Origin of the sequence: Roseiconus lacunae (genome assembly GCF_008312935.1) — a bacterium.
GTDB classification, from domain to species: domain Bacteria; phylum Planctomycetota; class Planctomycetia; order Pirellulales; family Pirellulaceae; genus Stieleria; species Stieleria lacunae.
The window spans coordinates 82,720-107,349 of record NZ_VSZO01000079.1 but is presented as its reverse complement, the minus strand read 5'-3'; the positions used below and the strand labels follow the sequence as shown (position 1 = coordinate 107,349).

Below are 24,630 nucleotides of genomic sequence, written 5' to 3'. Positions count from 1 at the left end.
GATGTTCAACTTTCAACTTTATCGCAAGGCAGTCGCAACGAACCGTCCGCTTGACGAAACCGAGTTGCGGCAACTCGGCCCCAACGAGCGTTTTTTCTATTGCGATTTGGCAACCAGGCGCGGGTTCGATTTACCCGATTGGTTCGTCGGGTTGGTCGCCGACGAAAATCCGATCGCGACGAGCACCGCCGGCAACCAAACGCGGTCGCAAGTTGCCTATCAGCAGCGAACTTCAACGAAGCACATTGTCGCAAAACAGATTTTTCAACGGCGATCTGCCTAGTGATCCATCAATTCGCAGTTTGAAGACGCGGGACTTCGCCGAAACCGTTTCGCTGATCGCGACCAAGTCGCCCTCCGTTCCGTGAAGCCAGGGTGCTCGAGAATCGAAACAAAAATCCGTGGGACAGACGTGATACGGTTTCGTCAGCAGTTCAAATACGTTTCTTTCGAATGGCGTCAGCCACGGTTTCGCCGCGACAACCAAATCCAATTCCCATCGACAGACGAAATGGCCCGCATCGGATACCGCATGGGGAAACCATCTGCGGCGTCTGTGATCGCGTCGCCCCTCCCTTCAACGACGATGTCACCGGGTCCGCGAACATTTGATTAGACTATTACATTGATCCAACTTGTGTTTGGATAACGTCGCATGGGTCAGCCGCTATCGATGCGGCGACAACGCCCGTTGGCTGTTGGACCGCCCTCGAGTCTTAGTCGGGACCAGGCACCTGATGCGACGACCGTGTGCCTGTATGTTTCTATCTCTGCATTCTTGGTCTGGATTGAATGCCGAAATCGCCAGCCGTCCTTCTCGTTTTCGCGATCCTCATGCTCGTCGGCGGATACCTCTGGTATGGCCTCACGAAACCCAATGACGACGTCGATTTAAACGCACTCGTCAAACGACAATCCCAGCGGGAATCATTGCGCGAGATCGAGGGCTTGATCGGCGGATTAAGTATCAAGCAAATCGACGAGCTTGCCCGCCAAGGCCGCGGCCAGTCGCTCCCCAGCACGTTGATCAGCCGTCCCATGCCGGACACCAATACCTGGTTCGTCGGTCGCGAAAGGCATGACGTGGGGGTCGAAATTCCTTTTAAACCGGGTCATGTTCCAACCTCACCGCCCGATTTGGATCCGATTCATCAGAACCCAGGTTTCCTCGGTGCTCAGGCTTGCCGCGAGTGCCACGAGTCGATTTATCAGTCGTTTATCCAAACCGCTCACCATCGCACCTCGCGTAAGGCAACTCCGGATAATATCGCCGGTTCATTTGAAACGCCCGACAATGAGCTATTCACTCGCGATCCTGAAGTCTGGTTTGAGATGATCCGGCGTGATCAAAAAAGTTTTCAGCGGGTGCGTTTCTTTGACTGGATGTTCGAAGTCCCGATCGACATCACCGTCGGATCGAATTTACTTGGTGAATCGTATCTGTATTGGCATGGGGACAAGCTTTATCAATTGCACGCGTCGTACCTAACCGAATCAGATGTATGGGCCAACAGTCCCGGCTACGTCGACGGTGATGCCGTTTTCTCACGCGAAATCCACACCGCTTGTCTTGAGTGCCACGCCACGTATATCGATGCCCGCCAAGACGATGAACACTTCACACCGGGTTCGCTGATCCTGGGTGTGTCCTGCGAACGGTGCCATGGCCCGGGAAAAGATCACGTCGATTTTCACAAGTCGAATCCAACTAGCGACCAGGGCTACCAGATCACGGTGCCTTCCAACCTGACACGTGATCAACAAATGCAAGTTTGTGGGCAGTGTCACACCGGTGTGAAGCCACTACTCGATCCGCTGGGGTTCAAGTTCCGTCCCGGTGACCGCCTGGAAGATCACTACGAACTCACCGCGAGCAGCAGCGGTGCGAACGGTGTGCACACTAGCAATCAAATGGAACGTCTATCGCAAAGTCGCTGCTTCACCGAGACATCGATGGCTTGCGTCGACTGTCATAATCCCCATCAAAATGATCGCGGACGACTCGACGTCTTCTCGAAGCGTTGTTTGGAATGCCATGAAGTGTCGCATTGCGGAGCCGCTGACCGAGTCGGAGAGGGGATTGAGGGAAACTGCATCGATTGCCACATGCCACGACGAGCAACCGAAAACATGTCCATCGAAACAGCAAGCGGCGATGTTTTCCCGCCGCTTCGGGATCACTACATTCGCGTGGACGACGAAGCGACATCCGAGTTTCTGAAAACTCGGTGATCTACCAATCAGGTCGATCACGGTTCGATCGCAACCTCTTGCCGAATATCACCGATTCGCATGCCGGCGATTGAAATTCCATTATTTGACACCGCACAACGGTCAAAATATAAATCGTGACGACGAATCACGAACGATGAAATGGATCGGAACGAGCGGCGAGTTTCATGATGAAGATCAAGTCCACGATACGGAAGCGTCCGGAACTGAAGTCGGTTCTTTCGGAGGGGACAGTCGAAGAGCCGTCCATTGTGATCCGGACTCCTAGTGGTGTTCATGATCTTCTTTTGACTCAGCAAGCCTACTCTAAGCCTCAACTTCGGGCTCTCATCTTCCCGATCAAAAGCATCGTGGAAGAAACGCTCAAAACTCTGGTCCCGCAATCTCAGGGAGCGGTCAAAGGCATGTCGGTCATCATCGATCTGACGGTAAAAGTGGCAGAAGCGATCGAAGAGTCGCAGCTCCGATCACTAGACCCGATCGATGCGACCGACCAACTCTGCAGAACGCTCGAACACGCAGACGGCGAGGAGACTCACCAACAGTCGATGGAAAGACTGTTTGGGGCCGACAGGAAGCCGGAAGGTATCGTCAGCTTCATTGCGAGCTTGGATGATGAGACGACGCTGGAGCACTGCAAGCCGATTGGCGACCTTCTCGGTACGGTACCCTATTTGAAGGAGTTCGTTCAAATCGGATCTTTCGTCGTGCAGTCCCTCGACGCGTCCGAAGAAGGTCGCCTTGGTGCAACACTCTTAGATGGTATTTCGATGGACTTGTTACGGAAACGACTTGAGCAGTGATCCGACGGGGAAGTTGTTGCATTCCGTGTCAAGCTGACCCAAACGCGCGCCGCACTATGCGTCAAGTTGATCGAACGTTCGCTCGCTATCGTGAAGCCTGAGTTGTCAAAAACTGCGATCGCTCCGTCTAGATGATATGTTTCGGTATGGCTCACCGGCCGACAGATATCCCACTCTGTCCGGTCCCGCTTTGCCTACAATCGCTTTGAAAGCCCCAACGTTTCATCAACGATCGACAACTAGAATAGCCGACTGGCGTTAGCCACGGTTTCTGCACCGTAGTCCAGACGAAACAATTCGCGCGGCGACTGAATCGAAATCGGTGCAACAGTCCGCGGCATCAGATCCCTTCGCTCATCAAACCGATGGAAACTCGACAACCTCCTTCGCCGACATCGATGCAACCGAAGCAAGGTAAAACCTCCGTCACGGCATCCAAGCCATCAGGATAGCGAACAGCAACGTAGCGATGACGAGCACGACCACCAACCCTCCACAGCCAAGGGAATTGTTGGATCCACTTACATCGCCGAACAGATCAGTGTCGTCTAGCAAGGTACCTGCTCGCGAAAAGGGGAAGGGGGTTTTATTGACAGCCGATTCGCTTCGGTCAGTATTTATCAACTGCGTCAACGCGAGTTTCGGTCAGATGAAATTTACGTCGAACGACGCGACCGACTATTTGAACGAATCACTCTAATTGCACTCGGTGTGTCTCCGGGATTCAATGGCCCACTGTGTGTTTTGTGGCAGTCAAAGTTCGCTCGGGATCGTCTCGGCGGATACACACCGATGCAGCAAAACAAATCACTCTAGTGAAGGCCGCAATGTTTTGGATAAGCCGTCAGTCCTGGAGCAATTCTTCGAAGGTTGCATTGCCGATTCGGTACTGACGCCAATCCTTGTAGTCGAAGTGCCACCATTCATACTCGTAAACATGAAACCCAACTGACTCCATCGTCCGGCGCAGAAAATCGCGGTACCAGCGTTTGCGAGAGGTACCGCCGGGATACAAAGGAAACGAGCGGTTGGAAAATTCGTCGTAGCCGGCGACCATTTGAATCGGTTGGCCGGTCGAGCGATCGTACAACGTGAGATCGACCGCGCAACCTCGGTTATGCCGCGATCCGTTGGCCGGATTTGCGACGAAGTCCTTGAATTCGCCGGGTGTCGCATCCCAAAACATTTTCGTCACGTGCCACGGCCGATAGGCGTCGTGAATGAGTAGCCCCAATCCACGTTCGCCCAACATGTTGTTCGCCTTGGCGACGCCCGCCGCCGCGTCAGCCTGCATGAACGCACGCGGCTGTTTGTAAAACACGGCTCCGGTAAAATTGTTGGTGGTCGCGTAGCGGATATCCAACTTGATCGTCGGATCAAGGGAAACCAGTTCGACGAGGTTGGAGGATTGAAACTCGCCGGTTTCTTCGGGAGGCCGCGCCGCGAGCGCCCCTTCGCGAAGATCATCGATCGGTTTAACCGGCGTGATTTTGAATGTCTCGCCGTCCTTGGTTCCAACCTCACGGCGTACAAAACGAACCTCCGCCGCGACCACTTCTGTCGCTCTTCCTTGATCATCGCGAGTGAATTTCAAACCTTCTCCGTGGTAGAGCCCATAGTCGGGGAATGCAAATTCATTGTCATTGATCTCCGTCAGCGGATAGTAATAAAACCACTCGATCAAGGCGTACAACTGGCCGTGGTCTTCTAAGATATACAGCGTGTTGTGATCCCATCCATACTCACCAATCAGCCCTTGCCAGCGCCGGGGTGCCGGCGCCGGTGGCTGATCGGGTAGACGCCGGTAGCTGACATCACCCACATTCAATTCATCTTTGTCGCGAAGATCGACGGGTACCCTGAAACTGATCGCATCATCGGTGAGAATACTTCCGTCATCGGCCGCGGCACGCAATCGATTTCGAAAGGTCCCGCGGTACATGTACAGGTCCCCCTCAAGCTCGGTGATCTGAGTGAACCGGTCACCGTTTTCTTCTCGATAGGTCCCCACCATCGCTTTCGACCGCGCGGGTGGGACGGCAATCGTGGTTCGATACTCTGGAAGGGGCTGATCGTCTTGGGTCGCCAGCATCAATCGGAGCGCGTAATCGGACAGTCGCCGGACCACGCCATTGGTACCGTCGAGTGATGATGCTGCGACGACGCCCACTTGGCGTTCCGGCAAAATTTCCAATTGTGTCGAGAACCCGTACACCGCTCCTCCGTGACCGATCTTCTTGTGTCCGTCGAGCGACTGGATGTGAAAGCCAAGACCGAAACCTTGCTCGTTCCCATCGGAATCTTTGACCGGGGTGGTCATCAGTTCCAATGACGCCGGTTCAAGAATTTTGCCACTCGTGGTCACGCCGTTGTTGAGCAAGCAGGTAACGAACTTGGATAGGTCCAACACACTGGAGTACAAATTTCCTGCCGGCCCGGTCCCCAATAAGAACGTCGGTGCCTCGAAACGACGACCGTCATACGTTCGCATCCACCCCGTGGCGATTTTCGGTTCCATCGCCGCATCGACAACAAACCCGCTGGCCTGCATCTTCAGAGGCTTCAAAATGGATCTCCTGACTTGCTCCGGGTGAGACACTTCGAGTTGGTTTTCCAACGCGGCACCGACGACAGCGATCGCCGCATTGGAATACTTGGTCTTAGTCTCGGGCCGATAAACCAACGTCGTGTCATTCAAACTGGTAACGGTATCGGCCAGCGAAGGCTCGTTCGGATCAAAGTAGTTTCCGACGGGCGATTCACGTACCAAGCCGGATTGATGCGACATCATTTGGCGTAGCGTCAGCGGTACGCCGTAAGGATTGCCGGGAGCAAAACCGGGGACATAGGTTTCAACCGGGGCGTCGAGATCGATCTTCCCTTGTTCCACCAATTGCAAGACGGCGATGTCGGTGAACAATTTTGAAACCGAGCCGACTCGATACACCGTCTCCGCGGTCGCCTTCGTTTCCTTTCCCGAATCTTGATAGCCAAACCCATCGGCCCAGACGATGTGATCGCCATCGACAAGCGAGATCGAAAATGCGGGCAGACCTTTTTGTTCGACTTCGATTCGAATGGCTTCTTCTATCTTGCCGATCGCTTTTTGATAGTCTGTTTGAGAAGCTGCCGGCGTGCCCGGTTGCTGCGCCGAAACTCCGGGCGACGTAAGAGCAAGCGAAACGCTAACGCAGATCAAAACCGCGGTCTGAACCAAACATCGTAACATCGGGATACTCATCGAAGTAAAACGTGGTCGCCTCAAGAAGGGTGCTGATTGTAGCGCGTGTTGCCCCCCCGATCAAATTTTGCTCCGCTGGAAACTTTGACTCGACCGCAATCCTGGTGTGTTTAACCTGGCGTCAGGTTTCCGTTGACGGCGGAGTCATTTCGGTGTGCCACTTGATGCCGCTGCCATAGTCTTCGGCCAGTTGAATGTTGCCGCGGTCAACGCACACTCCCTCGGCAACGTCCTTCGCGATCAAATTCGCGCCATCTAGATCGGCATAGTCAAGCAGTGGTGCCAGTTGGGCGGCGCCTGAGATTCCGACGGTACTTTCGACCATACAGCCGACCATGGTTTTCATCCCGAACTCTTTGGCTTGACGCAGCATCCGTACTGCAGGTGTCAGTCCACCGCACTTGCACAACTTGACGTTCACCCCGTGAAACGATCCGTGGCATCGGGCAACGTCGTCTTCGACCAAGCAGTTTTCGTCGGCGATGATCGGTAGAACCGATTGCTTGAAAATCGCTTGATGATCTTTTTTGGGCGCATCGGCGGGCAGCGGTTGCTCGATGAATTCGACTCCTAAGGCTTTCATCTGCGGTGCATAGTCCAGTGTTTGCTCGACGGTCCAACCGCAGTTGGCGTCGATCCGGAATATGGAGGACGATACCTCACGTAAACGTCGCACGATTTCGACATCATGATCGGTGCCGAGTTTAATTTTGTAGATGTCCCATCCGGCCCGGGCGGTGAGTTTTGCGACCATCGTTTCGATCGAATCGATCCCGATCGTGTAGCTCGACTTCGGAATGGTTTCCCAAGTCAAGCCTAACATTTCGTAGGTCCAGCGTCCCGATAGTTTGCCCAGCAGATCGTAAGCGGCGAGGTCGATCGCCGAGAGCGCAAAGAAGTCGTTGGCAAGCTTGGGCCGCAGACGTTGCCACAGCTCTTCGGGGCTCTTCAAGGCGACGCCTTCGATGTCGCCTCGGCAGTCGATGATCGATTTCGACATCGAATCGACCGTGTGACCATAATAAGAATTCTCGGTGACCTCGCCGTACCCCGATTGGCCCTCGTGTTGAAGCTCGACGATCAAGGATCGTTGGACGGACGTCGACCCTCGAGCGATCGTGAATTCATATTCCAAGGGAAGCTCGACGGGGTGCAAGCAGATCTTCATCGCTGCAGCTCCTGTTGCAATGCGATCACCGCATCGACAAGTTCCCCGGGCCCATCACGAAAGACGTCACAAACCGGCAAACCAAACTCGGACTCCATCCGCGCCTTTTCCGCCGCGGCTTCTTCGTCGCTGACCTTACGCCCATTCATGGCGATCCCGATCACTCGACAAGGGTGACGTAAGGCGGCGGCATTTTCATAGGCCGCGATCAACTGTCGGAACGGCCGCAACTCGATCCCATCGAGTCCTTTGACCTCTCGACGACCGACCTCGTAAACAAAAATCAAACCCTGGGGAGCCGCTCCGTGAAGCAATCCCAACGTGACCGCGGAAAAACTGGGATGCGAAAGCGACCCTTGTCCTTCGATCAATACGATGTCGTGGTCATCGTTTTGACGGACCAACCGTTCGGCGGCTCCGTTGACAAAGTCGGCGACGACGCAATCGATTGGAACGCCTTCGCCCGAAATCATGATGCCGGTTTGGCCGGTTGCCAGAAATTTCGCGTCGTGGCCTCGACGGCTTAACTCGCGCTGAATCTCGAGCGACGCGACCATTTTGCCGACGCTGCAATCCTGGCCAACGGTGTGAATTCTTAAACAGCCTTCACGAAACGGTTGCCCCGTCGCGGTTTCCTTTTCATTGTTTTTGCGAACATCGATCAGCGTGCCGCCGTGCTGCTCGGCAATTGCCGTCAACTCGGGATCGAGAGACAAGAAATCGTGCAGTCCCGAGACCACATCGATCCCCCGAGTCAGCGCCTCAATAATGGTCGGTCGCCATGCGGCAGGCAGCTTGCCACCCGGAGGTGCGATTCCAATGAAAACCGCATCGGTGCCTTCGACAATCGAATCGACAACCGGGATCCCGTGCCCGGCACCAAAAAGCTCTCCGGCGTCTTGACCGGCATGTTCGGCGTCGAGCACACCGATCACATCGTCCGTTCGATACCGCAGCAAACTGATCGCCGTCTTGGCGAGGAAAGGCGTTGAGTAGCCGTCGGTGAGCAACAAGATACGACGGTAGCTCGTCAATTGAGCCGGATGCGTCACGATGATCTCCATAAATCCTAAGTAGCCCAGTAAGGGGAGCCTAATCTGGGCAGATTCTAGCAGAAGCGGACTCTCGCGAAGGCGGCCAGCCAAACGGCGGGCGGCTTCGCCAGTTCTCAACATCGGGAAGCCAACGTCAATCAAACCAATGCCACAACGGACGTGTTCGCGGTTGATTGTCCGAAGCAGGACCGCTTCACAAACGACACTTCAGTCATAGAGAATTCGCGAATATCGCGCGGACTGTGGATCGAATTTCGCCGCGTCAAAAGTATTTTCCGCCCTTCTAGACTTGACCAAACCTCGTCCAGAAACGTGAAAATTGCATGATCACGGTGTGCGAACGAACCTTCGACATTGACTCGGCGTAGTCTTTCATGAAAATACGGTGGTTCCTTTATTATTTGGACCATCTATCGTTTCACGCTGCGCACGAGCCGCCCGATACCGGGCCGCGGGATCGACTTTTTGTACGCTTCACGTCACCAATTTGCGACTTACCTGACGGCGATTGCGTTGCTATTGAGCAACCTTGCCAGTGTCGCTCATGTGGGGTGCGTCGATTCGTCCGCATGTTGCACCGTCTCGGTTCATGAGCAAGACGCCAGTGCGCCGACGCAGATCGATGAGGAAGATGTTCAAGTTGCTGGCGAGTCTTGCGAGTGTGCATTGCATCGTCGGCGAGCATCGTTGGCTTCTCAGTCAGCGTCGATCAATTCTGCGTCGACGCAACGTTCCCGATTGGCGTCTTCCGTTGCCGAAGACTGCGATCGAAGCTGTTGTGACGATCAACGGTGCGGCGACCAACCGTGCAGTGGCACGCCCGCCAAAGAGCACGATTCGAATCACTGCAGTCTCTGCCAACACTTCTATACCGCGCGATTGGCGACGATCGCCCCGGCGACGCTTCCGGTAGCGCCGACACCGGAAGTCACCGGCCGTGTAACCGCATTACCGTCGCTGCATGGAACCCTCTCGACTTCTGACGATATCTCGGCACGGGGCCCACCGCAGGTTTAACGACCCGCGTTGTTGATCTCCGTTTTCGTCTCCTGTTTCGAGGTGCGCTGTCATGGCCATGGTCCATGATGCGTCCCAAGAAAAAAGTTGGTGGGCGCGATTGCTTACCTCCGACTTTTGTCCTTGGGCAAATCGTTTTGTTTATTGGCTCAAAGAACCCGTGGGTTGGTTCATCTCAGCCGCGGTTGCCAGTGCGATCATCGGGTATTCCGTTTCACCGATCGGCTGGACGATGGCGGCTAGTTTGTCGGTGATGATCGTCATTGGGATGGCATGGCCTTGGATTGCGGTTCGCGCCGTGGCGTGTTCCCTGACGCCGGAGGAAGACCGGGTCCACGAAGATGACGCCTGCCATTTCAAGTTGTCCGTGCTCAATCGACTTCCGTTGCCGGTCTGGGGGCTAGCGATCGAAGGTTACTTGGACCGCCAGACGCAGACGGGCAATGAAGAGACACCGCCGACGGTTGCACTCGCATTTGTGAAAGGGCTTTCGAAAAGCACCTACCGGTTTGCCGTTCGCCCTCGTCTTCGCGGTCACTACCCGCAAACGCTGCCGCTGATCACGTGCTCATTCCCATTTGGAATCTGGACGGCGAAAAAGCAAATGCGAGAAGTTTCGGGAATGACTGTCTGGCCCAAAGTTTACCCTGTTGCCGGACGATGCCCGATGTCCGGGCGCGTCTGGGCGGACCTCGGTGAAGGCAACCGTAGTGGGCCTAACGGAGACTTTATCGGTGTCCGGGACTATCGTAGCGGAGACGCGATCAAGCACGTCAACTGGGTCGCCACCGCTCGCGCCGATCGCTTGATCGTTACCGAACGCAACGCGCCGCAATGCCCCACGATCGATGTTTGGATCGACACAGGAGGACGATCAGATCTCCCGACAAAAGTCAATCAGCAACTGATCAGCGATCGCATTCGCGTCGCGGCAAGTTTGCTCGTGAACTTACATCAATCCGCCATCCCGACTCGCGTTCAAATTGGGACTCGTTCGATCATCCCCCGTCGCGGTCCCGAAGGTCTTCGACAACTCCTCGATGCATTGGCCGACGTTCCCCTTGAAGGTAGCGAACAGCCGCTTCGCGGAGCGGCACGCAGTGAAGCGGCTTGTTTGACCGTTTCTTCGGACAAAGACGGTGATCCGATCGTTTGCTCCGTTGATCCGTCAACTCAGCTTCGCCAGTCATCATCGCACCGGCACCGCCGGCTGGATCGCAGTATCGATTTAGGTTGCCAACTGGCGTCGTTCTGGACCGGAGGACGTGATGCAAAGCACGTCGCTTAGAAAGGTCGAACCGCAAGCGTTGTCGGTGTTGGCTTTGTCAGCAGTTTACCTGCTTCGCAAGCCTGCCGAACATGCCGCGGTGCTGACCGCGGAATTTGTAACGTTGGCGATCCTGTGTGGGTTGGCGATGGGATTTCATGGCCGACGACGAGTCGCGTCGATCGCCGGTGTCCTCTGTTGCCCCATCGTGTTTGCGATGATCGCGCGGGCAATCGGCCAACCATCGGCGTTCGAATTATCGACACTAACGTCGTTCGGAGTCACCGCACTCGCCCTGGCGATTCTTGCCAAGGATCGACGGGTGTTGGCATTGTCATTGGTCATTAGCGGTTTCCTTGTCCTATTCACGGCGGCGATCTCGGATAGTTCGCTGGCGATCGTCGCGCCCGTCCTTTGGATGGTCGGCTGCGTTTGGCACTTGGTTGCCAGCCGGTGGGAAAAACTGGATTTGGCGATGCCCGAATCGGTTAGTTCGACGTGGACCAATCGCCCGGCAGTCATCGTGTTCTCCGGCCTGTTGTTAATTGGGACCGTCTGGGGCGTGAAAGATCATGCCTGGAAGACGCACCCTCTGAAATCTGGATTTATGCCCGTCAGTGGAGGATCAAAATGGTCTGACCCTGCGGCGCGAAGCGGCGTGGGGACCGGTGACGCGGCGATCGCTGCGAAAGACCATGCCGAATCGTTTGGTGCCGTCGACTCGGACGTTTTTATCGAATCGAAACAGTCATCATTGTTTGACATGTTCAATGACATGGTCGGCGAACCAAGAAAGACGAAGTACGAACAACGTCAAGCACTCGCCAATCAAAATCTAATTCCGTCGCACCAAAAGACTGCGAAAACGGAACGCGGCGGTGGCTCGTTTTCGACCGATCGCATCGCTCCGAAGAAGCATCAAAAGTTTGATGACGCAAAATCGGATGACGTGTTGCAGTGGGATGGCCCGACTGGAATTCGTCTCGCTCTGCACCGCTACGATACCTTTGACGGAATCGATTGGACACAGACAGCCGATTACCACCAAGACGAGCTGAAATCCGTTGAGATCGGCGGCAACCACTGGTTCTTCGACCCAAAATTCCGAAGTCCGCGACGGAACCTCAACCGGGCATCCGAAGAGGATTCCATATCAGTGGGGCTACTAAAAATTCTCCGTCTGGATTCGGTTCGCTTGCCTCTTCCGATGCTGACACAAGCGATTCATTTGAAAGACATCGATCGTGTCGACTTCTTTCGTATCGATCAAGACGGCTGCATGTTCATGCCCGGGCGCGAGCAAGTCCCGCCGATGACCGTGGTGCACGTGGCTAGTGAAAACCTACGTGAAGATGATCTGCGGAATCGGCTGTTTGATTCTTACTCACCGCAGCTCGCCATGCGAGACAATGATAGCGAGTGGGGACGCTTGACCCGGGGCATCGTAGACGAAACCGCAGAACCGCTCGACCAAATTCATTCGATCGTTCATCACCTGCGTACTAAGTTCCAATTCGACCGCCAAGTGACGCCGCAGGAAGTGACTGACGAGTCGGAAGTTCCTGTCCAGCAATTTTTACGTTCCCGTCGCGGTGGCGACCATTTGTTTGCGACCGCCGCAGCGATGATGATTCGTGAACTCGGACTGCCCACTCGACTGGTGACGGGATTCTACGTGCGACCAAATTCGTTCGACTTTGCCGCCGGTCACGCTTCGGTCTTGCCGTCGGATGTCCACGCCTGGGTCGAGGTGCAACTTAACGATGGTCGCTGGTTCGAAGTCGAACCGACGCCAGGTTTTGTAGAGCCACTTTATCGTCCTTCGTTGTGGCTTCAAACAAAAAAACTCGTGGCCGCATCTTGGCCGTACGCATTGATCACCGGCCTGGTCGCAGGTGCCGGCTACCTCAGCCGGCGAATGTGGCTGGATTGGTTGTTTGTATTGGTTTGGAAATCCGCAGGCTGGATGTCCCCCAAACGCCGCTGCGGATTAGCCATTCGAGTCGTCGAGGCGCGGGCTGGATTGCTCGGACTTCGGCGTCCCCGGGGCGATACACAACGACAGTGGATACAGCAACTGACTCAAACCGATCCGGCTTGTCACAAAACGGCGATCGAGTTTTGCGACATGGCCGATGCGATCTACTTCGGACACCGGCAGGCAGGCAGTGCCGGCGTCGCGACGCGGCTCGTCCGGCGACTCGATCGGCGCACTCTATTGAAACTTACCCATAACCCTTCATGAACGTGACGACTAACTCTCCGGCCGCATCGACAACGCGGTATCCTCGATTGCATCGATTGCAACAACATTTGCGGCAGGTGCTTCTGGGCAAAGATGAACAAATTGATTTGGTCGTCGCATGCCTTTTGGCGCGTGGTCACCTGTTGCTCGACGACCTTCCCGGTACCGGCAAAACGACGCTTGCCAAAGCGATCGCCGATGGCCTGCACGGCCGATTGGCCCGAGTCCAATGTACGCCGGATTTGATGCCTGCTGATATCACTGGATTCAGTATCTTTAATCAGAAAACACGCGAATTCGATTTTCATCCGGGGCCAGTTTTTGCCGACGTTTTGCTTGCCGACGAGTTGAACCGTACCACGCCGCGGACTCAGAGTGCGCTGTTGGAAGCGATGGCAGAACGACAAGTCACCATCGACGGTCACGCCCACACACTGTCGTCAACGTTCTTTGTCATCGCGACTCAGAATCCCATCGACTCACTCGGTGCCTATCCACTGCCGGAAGCTCAGCTCGATCGTTTTTCGATCAAGCTTCAACTAGGTTACCCCGATCGTGACGCTCAACGACAGATCTTGATGCGTCAAGTCAAAACGGAACAGACGACGACCGAAGACGCGAGTTCCCCGGGCGACGCGATGTCACTACAAGAACTACGCGAGCTTCAAGAACAAGCACAACGCATCGAAGTGCATTCGCGGGTCAGTGACTATTTGATCGACTTGGTTGAAGCGACGCGTGAAGACGCTTCGGTCGAACTAGGTGTCAGCCCGCGCGGGATGCTGCATTGGCAAGCTATCGCCCAGGCTTGGGCAATGCTCCAAGGACGCGACTTCGTGACTCCTACCGACGTCGTCCATGTGGCCAGGCCGGTCCTGTCAGTTCGTCTTTTGACCTCGGGGGAAAACGTCGACGATGCCATCGAGCGGATCCTTCAATCGGTTGTCGCGCCGGAGTACAAGTGATGGGTTCAGCAAATAAATATACGTGGGGGCTGTCGGTGCTAGTTGCCGCCGTTGCCCTGACCGGCTGCACCGCTGGTTCACACGAAGACCATGATGACGGCGATCCACACTCGCACTTTGATCACGATCATTTTGTGGCCGAACATCGTCCCGATGACTTACCTGACGCTGCGGTGAAGATCCGCAAGTTTTTATCGCTCGCCGTTGATTCCAACGGTAAAACGCAAGAAACGATCGAGAAGATCCGCGATGTGATCAGCTGGACCCCAGAGATCGCGGCGGATACGGATCTGTCCGAACAAGACTGGTTGCCGCTATTCCTTTCATCGGAGTCACTCGGAAAAAAGTACGTCGACCGAATGAGCATGATTTCTTCGGACGTCAGCGCCCAAACCTTGCAGTTTTGCGATTTGATCGACGAAGCCGTCCGCAAAATCCCTGAACCAACGACTCATCCCGACGCGATTTAAGATGAATACGCCAACCCAAATGCTGCTTGGCGGATTCACCCGTCTGCTTCAAGGATGCTTTGCCGCCGCGCCGACGCTCTTGACCGGATTTGTGATCGCCGCAATCTTGCGTTACTACCTTGGCAAGTCAGGAACTCAGCGTCTATTTGGCGGTGATTCGATTCGCCGACTTCCGCAATCGTGGTTGATTGGGATGTTGTTGCCGGTCTGCTCGATCGGTGTCATTCCCATTTTACGAGAGATGCGTCGGGCAGGCATCAAGCCCGGCGCGATGACAGCGTTCGCACTTTCGGCACCGCTGTTCAACCCGCTATCTTTGTTGTACGGACTGACACTAAGTCGCCCATTGGTCATCATCCTGTTTGCGTTTGGGTCACTGTTGATCGTCACAACCCTCGGAATCATTTGGGATTTGATTGAGGCCCGGCGTGCTGGCGCGGAACTGCAATCTTCATCGGAAGACGTAACGCACCCTCCTACGCCCGCCGGTCAGTCATCCGATGTGATCGAAGAATCCGAAGTGATCGGCCTCCGACGCCTCGGGGCGATGGCGGTCTATCTCGGCCGTGAAGCATCCGGCGCGACACTGTTGTTGACCCTGATCGCTCTTTCGGGATTGACGGTTGTCGCGGCAGCCTTGCCATTCGGCGCGATGCAAACCAGCGTCGAACAAGATAATTTCTTGGCCCCGCTAACGATGACCGTTGTCGCCGTCCCCGTTTATGCGACACCAATGCTGGCGATGAGCCAATTGGGGATGATGTTCCAACATGGGAACTCGCCCGGCGCCGCGTTTTCGCTGTTGATCCTAGGCACAGGAGTCAACTTGGCAACGATCGTTTGGTTCGGGCGACACTACCGGTGGCGGCCGACGGCAATTTGGTTTACCTCTTTGCTGACGATTGTGCTCGGGTTGGCCTATGCGATGAACGAACCCTTGATTCCTCCAGGGATCGAACCGGCTGGCCATACGCATGCCTTCGACATTTACACCAATCCCATCTCTAGCCACCAGGAAAATCTGGTCGCGACGACGAAGGATACCCTGCTTAAAAGCATCGGAATTGCCGAAGCCGTCGCTGCCGCTGTGATCGGCGTGCTGATCTCTCTCGGGATCCTAGTCAGAGCGCTGCGATGGAATGAAGCCACGTTGGTTTCTGCGAACGCGGTTGCCGGCGGACACGTCGCGCGACAACTCGATCGCGTGGTCCCGCGCGGGGTGATGGGAGCGGCACTGCTGTTGGGCTTAATCACGCTCAGTGTGGTCGCTTGTTTCGCCTATTATCCGCCGCCAGAAGAATGCCTGAAGGAAATCTCGCTGGCCAGGGCGGAGTGCTTATCCGCATCTATGAGTGGTGACACCGAACACGCACTTCATTGGCTCCCGATTGTCGAAGAATGGAGCCGTCGTTTGGAGGTCGGAACATTTCTACGACGAGGCACCGTGCGTCCCTATCAACGAATGCAAGGTCATCTCATCCGCAAAAAGCTCGAGCTACTCGAACATGAACTTGAACATGATCCGTTCGAGCGAGAGGAAGTGATGACGATTGTTGAAGGGATCATGGACACCAATCGACGCTGGGTCAAAAGTTTTCGTAGCTAACCTGATGTTGTCTGAACGCTGGCAAACGTTGGTCCTGGGATCGGATGACACTCCCTAAGTCGGACGTCGATTGAGCAGCGGAACAGAATCGCCGGTAAAGGAGCCTGGCTGCGTTTGGTCGGTCGGTTTCCAACCTTCGTGATTTTGAAAGCTTTCATAGCTGACTGCGGTGCAGTGATCAAACTCTTCGCCGGTCGCCCGCTCATACGCCGAGTCGGTGAGCGACAATAACGCTTCGAATTCAAGATCTTGCGGAAATTCACTCGGGTCGCGGAGCACTTCCTCGAAAAAGTCCTTTCCGTTTGCGACCACGACGCAGCGTTGATACAAAAAATCATCGGCGGAGATGTAGTCATCCCCGTTGTCCGGATCCGCTTCACCGACATAGCAAGCTTTGCAGTGACGACGGGTGTCGAGTGCGTGAAGCTTTTGGGCAAGGATTTCCGCGAATTGACAAATCCCATCGGCGCCTTCCTCGGCGAGTGCGGCGACGGCAGGTTCCAAGACCGCATCGTCATCGCCGGTTTGATTCCAATCGAACAAAGACACGATTTTCCAAAACTTTGTTTCATTCATCGCGACGTTCTCCGCGGCAAGATCAGACGCCTTCTCGGAAGCTCAAACAACCGGTTTTCACCAAACAACAAGTGTTATCGTAGCCGATCGCTTGACGCCAATGTGCGACGGCGACGCCCGCTAGGATTCCATTAACGGACGATACCGGTTTTCGATCACATCGTAGGCCAGAAAAACACCGCTTTCGGCTCGGTAGTACAAACCGTACAGCGTCAGATCTCCACTTGCGGCTCGCTGCTTAACTGTCGGGATCTTGGCAAACAGCCCAAATTGTTCGGCATACGATCGCATCGCAGCCTGCTGTCGAGCATTGTTACGATTGATCCGATCCAACAAGGGCGACGCGTTCGGGTGAGCGTCTTGCTGCAAATTTAGACGCGGTCCTTCGGACGGTGATTTTGCGAGCACTGACTGACACGCTGCTCCGATCGCCTCCGAATGCCCGACTAGCAATACATTTTTGATTGAGCTGTTTCGCAGAGACCACTCGATGGATGTCCGAAGATGATTGTCGCGTTCAATTGGCAAGTCCCACGATTTTTTCAATGTCGCAGCCGTCTCTCCTTGGAGTGCCACTTGCAAGGCACGCAACATCGCCGGATCGTCATCAGCGATGACAAGCCACTGAATGGGGCGATCGGCAGCCAGTAACGTTTCTTTCAAATCACCCAGATACGGATTGTTAGAAACATTCGTCGCGTCCGAGGTGTAGTCAGTCACAGAACTCATCGAAAAATCTCCAAGACAAAAGTGATATTTGAAGGATTGGTTTTGTGGCGATCATCGTCCAAACCGATCGAAGCCCCCACGGGGCAATCCCAACCAACGGCAACACGCCTTCGATCGATTACAACGTGCTGATCGCCGCATTAAGCGACTAGTTCGTCGGCGTTTCGTCCTGGCAGACAGGTCGGTCAACAGGATTCGTATCGTGGGTCCACACCGCCTCCCAGCGTCCGATTTCGGTATAGCGGTAAAACCCGGTTTCGGTCGAAGCGACCAGTTGCAACCACCCGTGACGGATCAAGTTGGCTACCGTGTCATGCTTGGCGATCACATTGTCGATCGCTTCACAAGGAGCTTCGATCACGGAGAGCAATCGCATGGGATGATGCTGGTACTGTGTTCCGTCATGGACCGACTGCCATGGCAAACCTGTCATCAGATCGCCACCGTTCCCCGAAAGGATTCCGAATCGTCCGACGACGTTATGGACGGTCTTGTTGCCACTGCCAAAATGCAACGGATCCACGGTCGAGGCGTAGTACTGCAGATTGATCCAGTTCGCGACGACCATTGGGGCCGTCATGATCTGTTCCAGGACATCAAAACCTTCATCCGACCGATAGTCGTAGCTGTGCAAAAACGATCGGCCATCGAGCGAGCCCCCCCGAGTCCGCGAGCGGGGGGCGACGATGAATGCGGCGTTCCCAGCGAGCCCCCATTCCGGACGCACTTCGGACCAATCAACGCTTCGTCGGTCCAAATCATTCGGATTAGGCCCTGGCAATAGCGGCAGTCGATCGCGTCGTGTTTGACGGGTGGCATTTGCAGTGGCATCAACCACCGACTCGAAATCGTCGGTGTGAGAAGGCGGCAACGAATCGAGGTCGAAATACTCGATGTGATCGGTGGTGGTATTGTGCACCCCGGCCAAAAAGTGAGTTTGATCGGACAGCTGAATCCCACGTCCCGCCAGTCCTTCGCGAACTTTCGTATCATTCAAAAGTTTGGCAGCCAGACGTGCGTTTGGTTCACCGGAATGACCACCACAGGCACCGCAATCGAGGCCTGCCTGGAGCGGGTTATTTTCGACTTGGCATGCATGTCCGCAAAGGACAACCAACCTCCCAAAATGGCGGGTGATCCCGATCCCACGCAAAATCGACTCCGCCAAATCGACTTGCTGATCCAGCGAGATCCCCTGACGGGTGAGGCTTTCAAGCGACGGGGCAAGCAACGTCTGTTGAGATCGCTTGACACCATCGAACCGCGAATTGCTGCGTGTATTCCAACCGAATGTTCGTGCGATCAGCTTTGGACCAAACCACAAACCGGTCGACTCGACAAATGCGAACGAACTGATCGCCGACGTCTGAAACTCCTTCCACGCCTTTCGCATCCAGCGAAGAGCACCGCGTTTCTCGGTCGCCTCCTTCGTACCTTCGGGATCCGAATGGATGTGGTTGTGGACTTTGAACTGAGGCTCAATCAAAGCCGGAACATTTGGTACCCCAGTCTGACAACCTAGCTCGACGGGTTCGATCGGAAGTCCGAAGAAGCCTGCGAATCCATAGGTTTCGATGTTGGACGCGGCCAATTCCAGATTGCGTCGTATACGCTCGGATCGAACGTCAATACAAAAAACCATCTGGGCGAGTTTCGGCGTCGCCGGTGGCGTGCTATGGATTGTATCATCGAAGGGCTGAAATGATGGAACCTCGGCCTCCTTGATACGAAGGGGACATCGCAACCGACCTAGTAATCGATTTCGCCACGCGATCTCCGAAGCTCGCAGCAAGGCGTAACGAAGTAAGTCATGGTCCGTCGGATATTTCGCTCGGGCGCGATTCGCCTGGTGACGCAATGCCAGCGAATTCCAATCGATGTGAAAGTTCAAATGCCTGGACAACGCCACTTCATATGCAAGCTGCATCGCAAGTAGGGCGGCAAAATCAGAGCTTTCACTGCCAGCAAAGCATGCCTCGCGGTTTTGATAACTAGTCCAAGACGACCAGCCCGGCATCGCCAACGCGGCACAGAGTAAATAGTCTTCCCACAAGCATTCGGGGAGTCCCAGCAAGCCGAGCAACAGTTCAATCGCCGTTTCAGCCTGATGCGGAAGACTGCCGACAAGATTTCGAAAGTCGGCGATGCCCATCAATTCGAAAGTTCGGTCGTGAAGCTTTTCTGTTCGCCAAGCCAGATAGAGTGGCAAACCGCGTCCGCGACTTCGCCACGTCGCTTGCCCCTGATCGTAGTGCGTCGCGCATTGCTTAGAAATCTCATCATCAACGAGCCGACTCCAATCGGAGTCGGTATGCCGATCGAGTGTTTCAACGAATCGATACAAAGTACGATCTGGGTTGCCGAGACTACGAAATTCTGAATCTGACGTCGGCCCCGGCGTGGGTCGTTCACGGAGCAATGCGATGACCTGATTCACATCGATGCGTTCGGCACCTTCGACCCCATCTGCGACCAATTCGTCGACCGCATTGGAAATATCCGTTCGAGCGATCGCACCATCTTGGAATTGACTGCGGTAATAATCGACCGGCATCAGCAATTCCAAGTCCGATAACGTTCGCAATGTCTCCCGGACTTGCAAGAATCCTTGATCGGAAAATCCCGCATACGGATTCACGGCGACGTAGTCTCGCAGCGGCCACACGGGAGAGATCCGGTCACGAACGCGTTCAATGGTGGTCATGATTTTTGCGGACACCATCGACGTGCCAGCGTTGTCGGTTGGCACCGCAGAGGCTGACTGTGAGTGCAAAGCTTGTTGGATTTGAGACATATCTTCAGAGGGCATGAAAGTGTTCCGATTGTTCGGCGTGTCGGGAGTGCGAATCGTTGACGAGTTTCGAACGGATGAGTCAGGACTTGGCGAGTGATCCGAACACACGCCGGTAAATCACATCGATGTAGAATTCATTTGCCGCGTGGATCCGAAGGGATTCCAACCAAATTGGGCTGCGATCATTTCGCAGTGCCGCATGCAGCATGAAGAGCAGGCAAAACGCGAGTGCCACATCGACGACTAAGATCGTCGTCCATGCCGTCCCACTTACGGTTGGAATCGCCCCTGCGACAATCATGCTGATCCCGGCGTAGCTGGTTCCGTAGAGCAAACACAGCATCGGAATGCCGAACGTCGCCACCCACCAGAGATTGCGTTGGGGTGATTGCAGCAACCGCCATCCCCATGTCGTGAGTGCTAGGCAGATAATCAGTGCGAACGTTAATCCGCCGACCTTCGCCGTGATATCAATCCCCAAGATCGCGAGTACGCAAGCCAGACTGATCGCCGAGAGAGCAAACGCCACGGGCACGGCCCACCGTCGTTCGGTCGACTGAGCAACGTGTTGAGCGGTTCCATCCAGCGATCGGCTTTCGGCGATCACGCTGCCCGAATTCAAAAAGGCATAAGCTTTGTAAAACGAGTGGGCTACGATGTGTAGCATTGCCGCGGCAAACGCTCCCAATCCACACTGCAGCATCATGAAGCCCATTTGGGCGATCGTCGAATATGCCAACGCACGCTTGATGCTAGGCTGCGTTATCATCACGATCGCGCCAAAGCATGCCGTGAAGGCTCCGATCGCCGCAAGTACCGCGAGAGCAGTGGGTGCGAGCGTGACCAACGATCCCGTCCTGACGACCAAGTAACCTCCGGCATTAACAATCCCCGCATGCATCAGCGCCGAAACGGGAGTCGGCGTTTCCATCGTATTGGGGAGCCAGGTATGAAACGGAAATTGAGCCGACTTGGTCATCGCACCGAAAACAATTAGCCAACCGATTGCCATCTGGTTTACCGTCACCCGGCCTCCGTCGGCGATCTCCGCCGCCCTTTCGAATAACGTGACAAAGTCGAACGTCCCGAACGACTGAAACGTTACGATTAAGGCCGCGACAAGAAATGCGTCCCCGATACGGCTGATCGTGAATTTCGTCCATGCCGCTCGATGGGCCGCCGCTCGATGTCGGTAATGCAGGAGCAATTGGTGCAAGCCAAAACTGGTCATGACCCAAGCGGCAAAAAACATCAGCAGATTGCCCGAAATCGTCATCGTGCTGACCGCCGCGATCGTGAATCCCAGCCAACGAAAGTAGCGACCTTGTGTTGCTTCACCGTCGAGGTAACGGATCGAAAAACGACTGACGACAAACCCGACAAGGCTGACCATCAAAAACATCAAACATGAAACACCGTCAAGATACGCAGACAGTTCGATAATCGCTGGGTCGATTGGCGCTGCCCCTGAAAGACTTACTGCTGAACTCTTGATCGCAACCGGACCGAAAAAATAGCTTTTGACCAAGACCATTAGCGCGGCTACGGTTTGAATCGCGAGGATCATCGTCACCGACCGCCGCACCAGCAGCACATGATTGTTTGACCAGGAGGGCGGCAGCGCGGCCAAAGCGAATAGACATGCGATTGGGATGGCAATCACTGCCTCAGGAATTTCTAGCACGGATGTTCTCCTCAAGTTTGGAAGCTCGGGTGGTGATCGATGTGGTTGCAGATCCCATAAAAAAAGCCGGATGCGGAACACTTCAATCGTGCTCCGAATCCGGCTTGTCCCCACGGCGCATGCTGTCCGTGGTGGCTGAGCGGTCTCTGTCAGTGTGTTTTGTTCAAGCAGGCACGTGCCCGCCCATATGATCTCGGGAGCCCTCGTCAACCACGGGCGAATGTGGCAACGGGTTGGGTGAAGGCACAAAAAAAGCCGGACGACTGCGGTTGGCAGTCGTCCGGCTTTTTCACCCCGACACGTTGTTCGGGGAAACGAAACCTAGCGGTCGAAACCACGTCTCCGGATTCATGTAAATCCAAGAGCTCGTGTGTTTCATTCCATCGGTGGATACTAGCGCCAGCTTGAGAAAACGTCAAGCGAGTTTTCGGCAAATTTCGACCTTTGGCAATCGAGTCGGGCAAGTCGCGGTACACGACTCCGCCAATGTTCGCGTTATCGCAGATCTCAAGCTTGCGCCAGACAACTGGTACATGATCACCACAAGGCTAGAGGACCAAACCAATTACGTGCCGGAAAAGACGGGCTTTTCACTGAGCGTGAACACAATGACGCGTTCGCCGGTCTTTGAACTGATGTCGGTATGCAAGCTGATAACATCGATGTGCAGGATATCCTTGATGGCTGCGTCGAGTAGTGCTCGACCTCGCTCGATCAGTTCCTGGCGCATTTGCTTGATCAAATAGCGACCGCGTTGTGGATCCTCGGCTTCGGACAGCTTCATTTCGGCAGGCGTAAGCACATTTTTCAATCGTACCAGCACCATGTCTTCGACGATGAAGGATTTCGTTTCCAGAGGGCCACGTCCCATGAACTCCTTCTCAAAACAAATGATCGCCTGACTAATCGCCCGTTCGGTTTCCTTTTTACTCGGCATCGTTTGCTCACTCGCAGTTTGCAATCTGGACATTCAAAAAGCCATGCTCTTGCTGTAAAGACATTACCATGAACGGCAAGCTTGTGAAGCGGAGTTGGTTCGCGCTGAACCATTCTGCTACTGCCACGGTTTTTGAACAGGAACCACCATGCGTCGCTTTCGAATCGTCGATGCTTTGTATTTAACCACGAGCATCGCGATTGCGTTAGCTTTACATCGTTGGATTCAATCGATGCCAATCGGGCCCAGAGGTACGCTTGCAAAGGTCTTTGAAATACGCCTATTGATCTTGCTAACTCTCTGCACCATTACATGGACATTGGGTGCGTTGGTCCTCAAGGACCGACAGCCCATGCCGGTTTCCGTTCGATCACCGGGCCGACTTGCAGTCTTGTCCATCACCGCTGCAAGCGTATTCATGATGGCGATGAACTGGGAAATGCTGTTTGCCCCGGTCAGTTCACCGCTTGTTCGCATGACTTACTGGACACTCTCGATCGCCGAGACGCCATCCGTACCTGCCTGTGTCGCCATATGCGGTTGGCTAACGATACGCGCATCGGAATCAGAGACGCCACCTTCGGACTGGATTAATGTCGCCGGAATTCTGGTCGCAGTCTGTTGGATTATCTGCGCGGTCGCAAACCCATTGACCAATTTCATCGTGATGCGATTCTTTGGCTGGATCTAGCCGAGTAACACTTTTCAATTCGGTCCGCTTGGTGGGTATTGAAACTGACTTCACCCCACCCATCGCACGAAGGGATCGAACCATGTCGCCTGTCAAACGACTTTTGCCCATCATCGCCTTCCTGGTGACATTTGGTACTGCATCCCAGAACCAAGCTCAGGCCCAAGTTTCCGTGCCGCTTTATACGACCACACATCGCGTGCAGGTGCAGTGGTTTTTCTGGCGAAGCGGTGGAACATACTGGTCGACTCAATACGAAAGCGAAGACTTGGCCGACGCGGAATTAGTGCTCGAACTCTTCGAGTCAGCTCTCGAATCAGGAATGCTTTGTGAGATCCTTGGCTGCAATGTTTCGACTTGGATCCCAATCGATGTTCGACTCAAGAGGAACACCGAATGGAATCTTTTTCCGTCACGGTGGCTGATGCGAGCGACACAAGGCCGTTCCAGAAAAGTGTGCTCAGCCGAGAATGACGGCGAATGCCGGCAAAGAGAACGTGCGCGCGAAGAGCACGACGGAGAGACAATCAAAGGATGAATCGTTTGATTCCATCCTTCGGCTTCGTCAGGTTATTCAACTCAAGTTGTAGTGAATTGGTTTAGATTAGAGGCCAATACCTGCACTACCAACGGGGCTGACGAAGCCCCAAGTTTGGTGCGTGATTAGAGGGAAGAAGAACGGCGAATCACCAAGTCGCCAAGCGGTTATATACCCGCTTGGAAAACTCGAAGTGCCGCACCGACGAGGCGTCGCCGGGATCCCATCGCACCGTAATTTACCGGACGAAATCAAAGTGAGAGTGCTGGGACTTGAACCCAGGACCATTCGATTAAAAGTCGAATGCTCTACCGACTGAGCTACACTCTCGTTTGAATGAAAGGCAATCGCGATCACCCTGGAACAATCAATGCTCCACGTCATCTTTCGATGACCGTTCCTTTGCCAAACCGTTAACGGCGTGGCAGAGCAACAGGTGCCCGGGCCAAATTTTTTTCCGAAGGACAACGCTGACTCGACTTGCCGTTCGATGGACTTCGAACAACAGTGGTCGGTCAAGCGGAGCGGACAGGATTCGAACCTGCGGAACCAGTTTCCCGGTTCACCGATTTAGCAAACCGGCGCTTTCGACCACTCAGCCACCGCTCCGTT

General features: G+C 54.7%; 19 protein-coding genes and 2 tRNA genes. 11 read left to right on the top strand and 10 right to left on the bottom strand.

What is annotated here, in order from left to right; translation table 11 throughout:
• Position 1 precedes the first annotated feature (1 nt).
• From FYC48_RS26020 to FYC48_RS26010, 3 genes are all read left to right on the top strand, one after another.
• Complete coding sequence (locus FYC48_RS26020) at positions 2-283, top strand: hypothetical protein (protein WP_149499728.1); 282 nt, start codon at positions 2-4, stop codon at positions 281-283.
• A gap of 509 nt (positions 284-792) precedes the next feature.
• Entirely contained in the window at positions 793-2,232 is a 1,440-nt protein-coding gene (locus tag FYC48_RS26015; RefSeq protein WP_149499727.1) for a multiheme c-type cytochrome, read from the top strand.
• Positions 2,233-2,399: 167 nt separating this feature from the next.
• Positions 2,400-3,035, top strand: a complete 636-nt coding sequence (locus tag FYC48_RS26010; RefSeq protein WP_149499726.1) for a hypothetical protein — start codon at positions 2,400-2,402, stop codon at positions 3,033-3,035.
• 844 nt (positions 3,036-3,879) lie between these two features.
• Here FYC48_RS26010 and FYC48_RS26005 read toward each other — a convergent pair.
• The 3 genes from FYC48_RS26005 to FYC48_RS25995 form a co-directional block, all read right to left on the bottom strand.
• Positions 3,880-6,264: a serine hydrolase gene (locus tag FYC48_RS26005; protein ID WP_149499725.1), complete on the bottom strand. Its 2,385-nt coding sequence runs from the start codon at positions 6,262-6,264 to the stop codon at positions 3,880-3,882.
• A gap of 133 nt (positions 6,265-6,397) precedes the next feature.
• Complete coding sequence (locus FYC48_RS26000; RefSeq protein ID WP_149499724.1) at positions 6,398-7,444, bottom strand: dipeptide epimerase; 1,047 nt, start codon at positions 7,442-7,444, stop codon at positions 6,398-6,400.
• The gene (locus tag FYC48_RS25995; RefSeq protein WP_235034442.1) at positions 7,441-8,619 is read right to left on the bottom strand and encodes a DUF1611 domain-containing protein; all 1,179 of its coding nucleotides are present in this window, start codon (positions 8,617-8,619) and stop codon (positions 7,441-7,443) included. Before FYC48_RS25995 ends, FYC48_RS26000 begins: the two co-directional genes overlap by 4 nt.
• Before the next feature lie 345 nt (positions 8,620-8,964).
• Between FYC48_RS25995 and FYC48_RS25990 the strand changes: the two genes are divergently transcribed.
• From FYC48_RS25990 to FYC48_RS25965, 6 genes are read left to right on the top strand one after another with little or no spacing between them, the layout of a single operon-like run.
• Positions 8,965-9,516: a hypothetical protein gene (locus FYC48_RS25990; RefSeq protein ID WP_149499723.1), complete on the top strand. Its 552-nt coding sequence runs from the start codon at positions 8,965-8,967 to the stop codon at positions 9,514-9,516.
• Positions 9,517-9,568: 52 nt separating this feature from the next.
• Entirely contained in the window at positions 9,569-10,804 is a 1,236-nt protein-coding gene (locus FYC48_RS25985) for a DUF58 domain-containing protein (RefSeq protein ID WP_149499722.1), read from the top strand.
• Complete coding sequence (locus FYC48_RS25980; RefSeq protein ID WP_149499721.1) at positions 10,785-13,028, top strand: transglutaminase-like domain-containing protein; 2,244 nt, start codon at positions 10,785-10,787, stop codon at positions 13,026-13,028. Before FYC48_RS25985 ends, FYC48_RS25980 begins: the two co-directional genes overlap by 20 nt.
• A complete protein-coding gene (locus FYC48_RS25975; RefSeq protein ID WP_149499720.1) occupies positions 13,025-13,993 on the top strand; it encodes an AAA family ATPase in 969 nt (322 codons plus the stop codon). The genes FYC48_RS25980 and FYC48_RS25975 overlap by 4 nt, the downstream gene beginning before the upstream one ends.
• Entirely contained in the window at positions 13,993-14,463 is a 471-nt protein-coding gene (locus FYC48_RS25970) for a hypothetical protein (RefSeq protein ID WP_149499719.1), read from the top strand. The genes FYC48_RS25975 and FYC48_RS25970 overlap by 1 nt, the downstream gene beginning before the upstream one ends.
• Before the next feature lies 1 nt (position 14,464).
• Positions 14,465-16,069 (top strand): permease, encoded by a 1,605-nt coding sequence (locus FYC48_RS25965; protein ID WP_149499718.1) that lies wholly within the window; start codon positions 14,465-14,467, stop codon positions 16,067-16,069.
• Between the two features lie 54 nt (positions 16,070-16,123).
• Here the strand turns inward: FYC48_RS25965 and FYC48_RS25960 are convergent, their stop codons facing one another.
• The 5 genes from FYC48_RS25960 to FYC48_RS25940 form a co-directional block, all read right to left on the bottom strand.
• Positions 16,124-16,645 carry a DUF4240 domain-containing protein gene (locus FYC48_RS25960; protein ID WP_149499717.1) on the bottom strand — a complete coding sequence of 174 codons (522 nt, stop codon included), beginning with the start codon at positions 16,643-16,645 and terminating at the stop codon, positions 16,124-16,126.
• 120 nt (positions 16,646-16,765) lie between these two features.
• Positions 16,766-17,374 (bottom strand): carbonic anhydrase, encoded by a 609-nt coding sequence (locus tag FYC48_RS25955; protein ID WP_149499716.1) that lies wholly within the window; start codon positions 17,372-17,374, stop codon positions 16,766-16,768.
• Positions 17,375-17,522: 148 nt separating this feature from the next.
• A complete protein-coding gene (locus FYC48_RS25950) occupies positions 17,523-20,183 on the bottom strand; it encodes a YbcC family protein (protein ID WP_149499715.1) in 2,661 nt (886 codons plus the stop codon).
• Positions 20,184-20,247: 64 nt separating this feature from the next.
• A complete protein-coding gene (locus FYC48_RS25945; RefSeq protein ID WP_149499714.1) occupies positions 20,248-21,852 on the bottom strand; it encodes a proton-conducting transporter transmembrane domain-containing protein in 1,605 nt (534 codons plus the stop codon).
• Between the two features lie 565 nt (positions 21,853-22,417).
• Entirely contained in the window at positions 22,418-22,822 is a 405-nt protein-coding gene (locus tag FYC48_RS25940) for a DUF2294 domain-containing protein (RefSeq protein ID WP_235034441.1), read from the bottom strand.
• A 115-nt stretch (positions 22,823-22,937) separates the two neighbouring features.
• Between FYC48_RS25940 and FYC48_RS25935 the strand changes: the two genes are divergently transcribed.
• A complete protein-coding gene (locus FYC48_RS25935) occupies positions 22,938-23,480 on the top strand; it encodes a hypothetical protein (protein ID WP_149499713.1) in 543 nt (180 codons plus the stop codon).
• Positions 23,481-23,562: 82 nt separating this feature from the next.
• Positions 23,563-24,018 (top strand): hypothetical protein, encoded by a 456-nt coding sequence (locus tag FYC48_RS25930; protein WP_149499712.1) that lies wholly within the window; start codon positions 23,563-23,565, stop codon positions 24,016-24,018.
• Positions 24,019-24,275: 257 nt separating this feature from the next.
• Here FYC48_RS25930 and FYC48_RS25925 read toward each other — a convergent pair.
• Positions 24,276-24,348 (bottom strand) — tRNA-Lys (locus tag FYC48_RS25925).
• 190 nt (positions 24,349-24,538) lie between these two features.
• A tRNA-Ser gene (locus FYC48_RS25920) sits at positions 24,539-24,627 on the bottom strand.
• Positions 24,628-24,630: the final 3 nt, after the last annotated feature.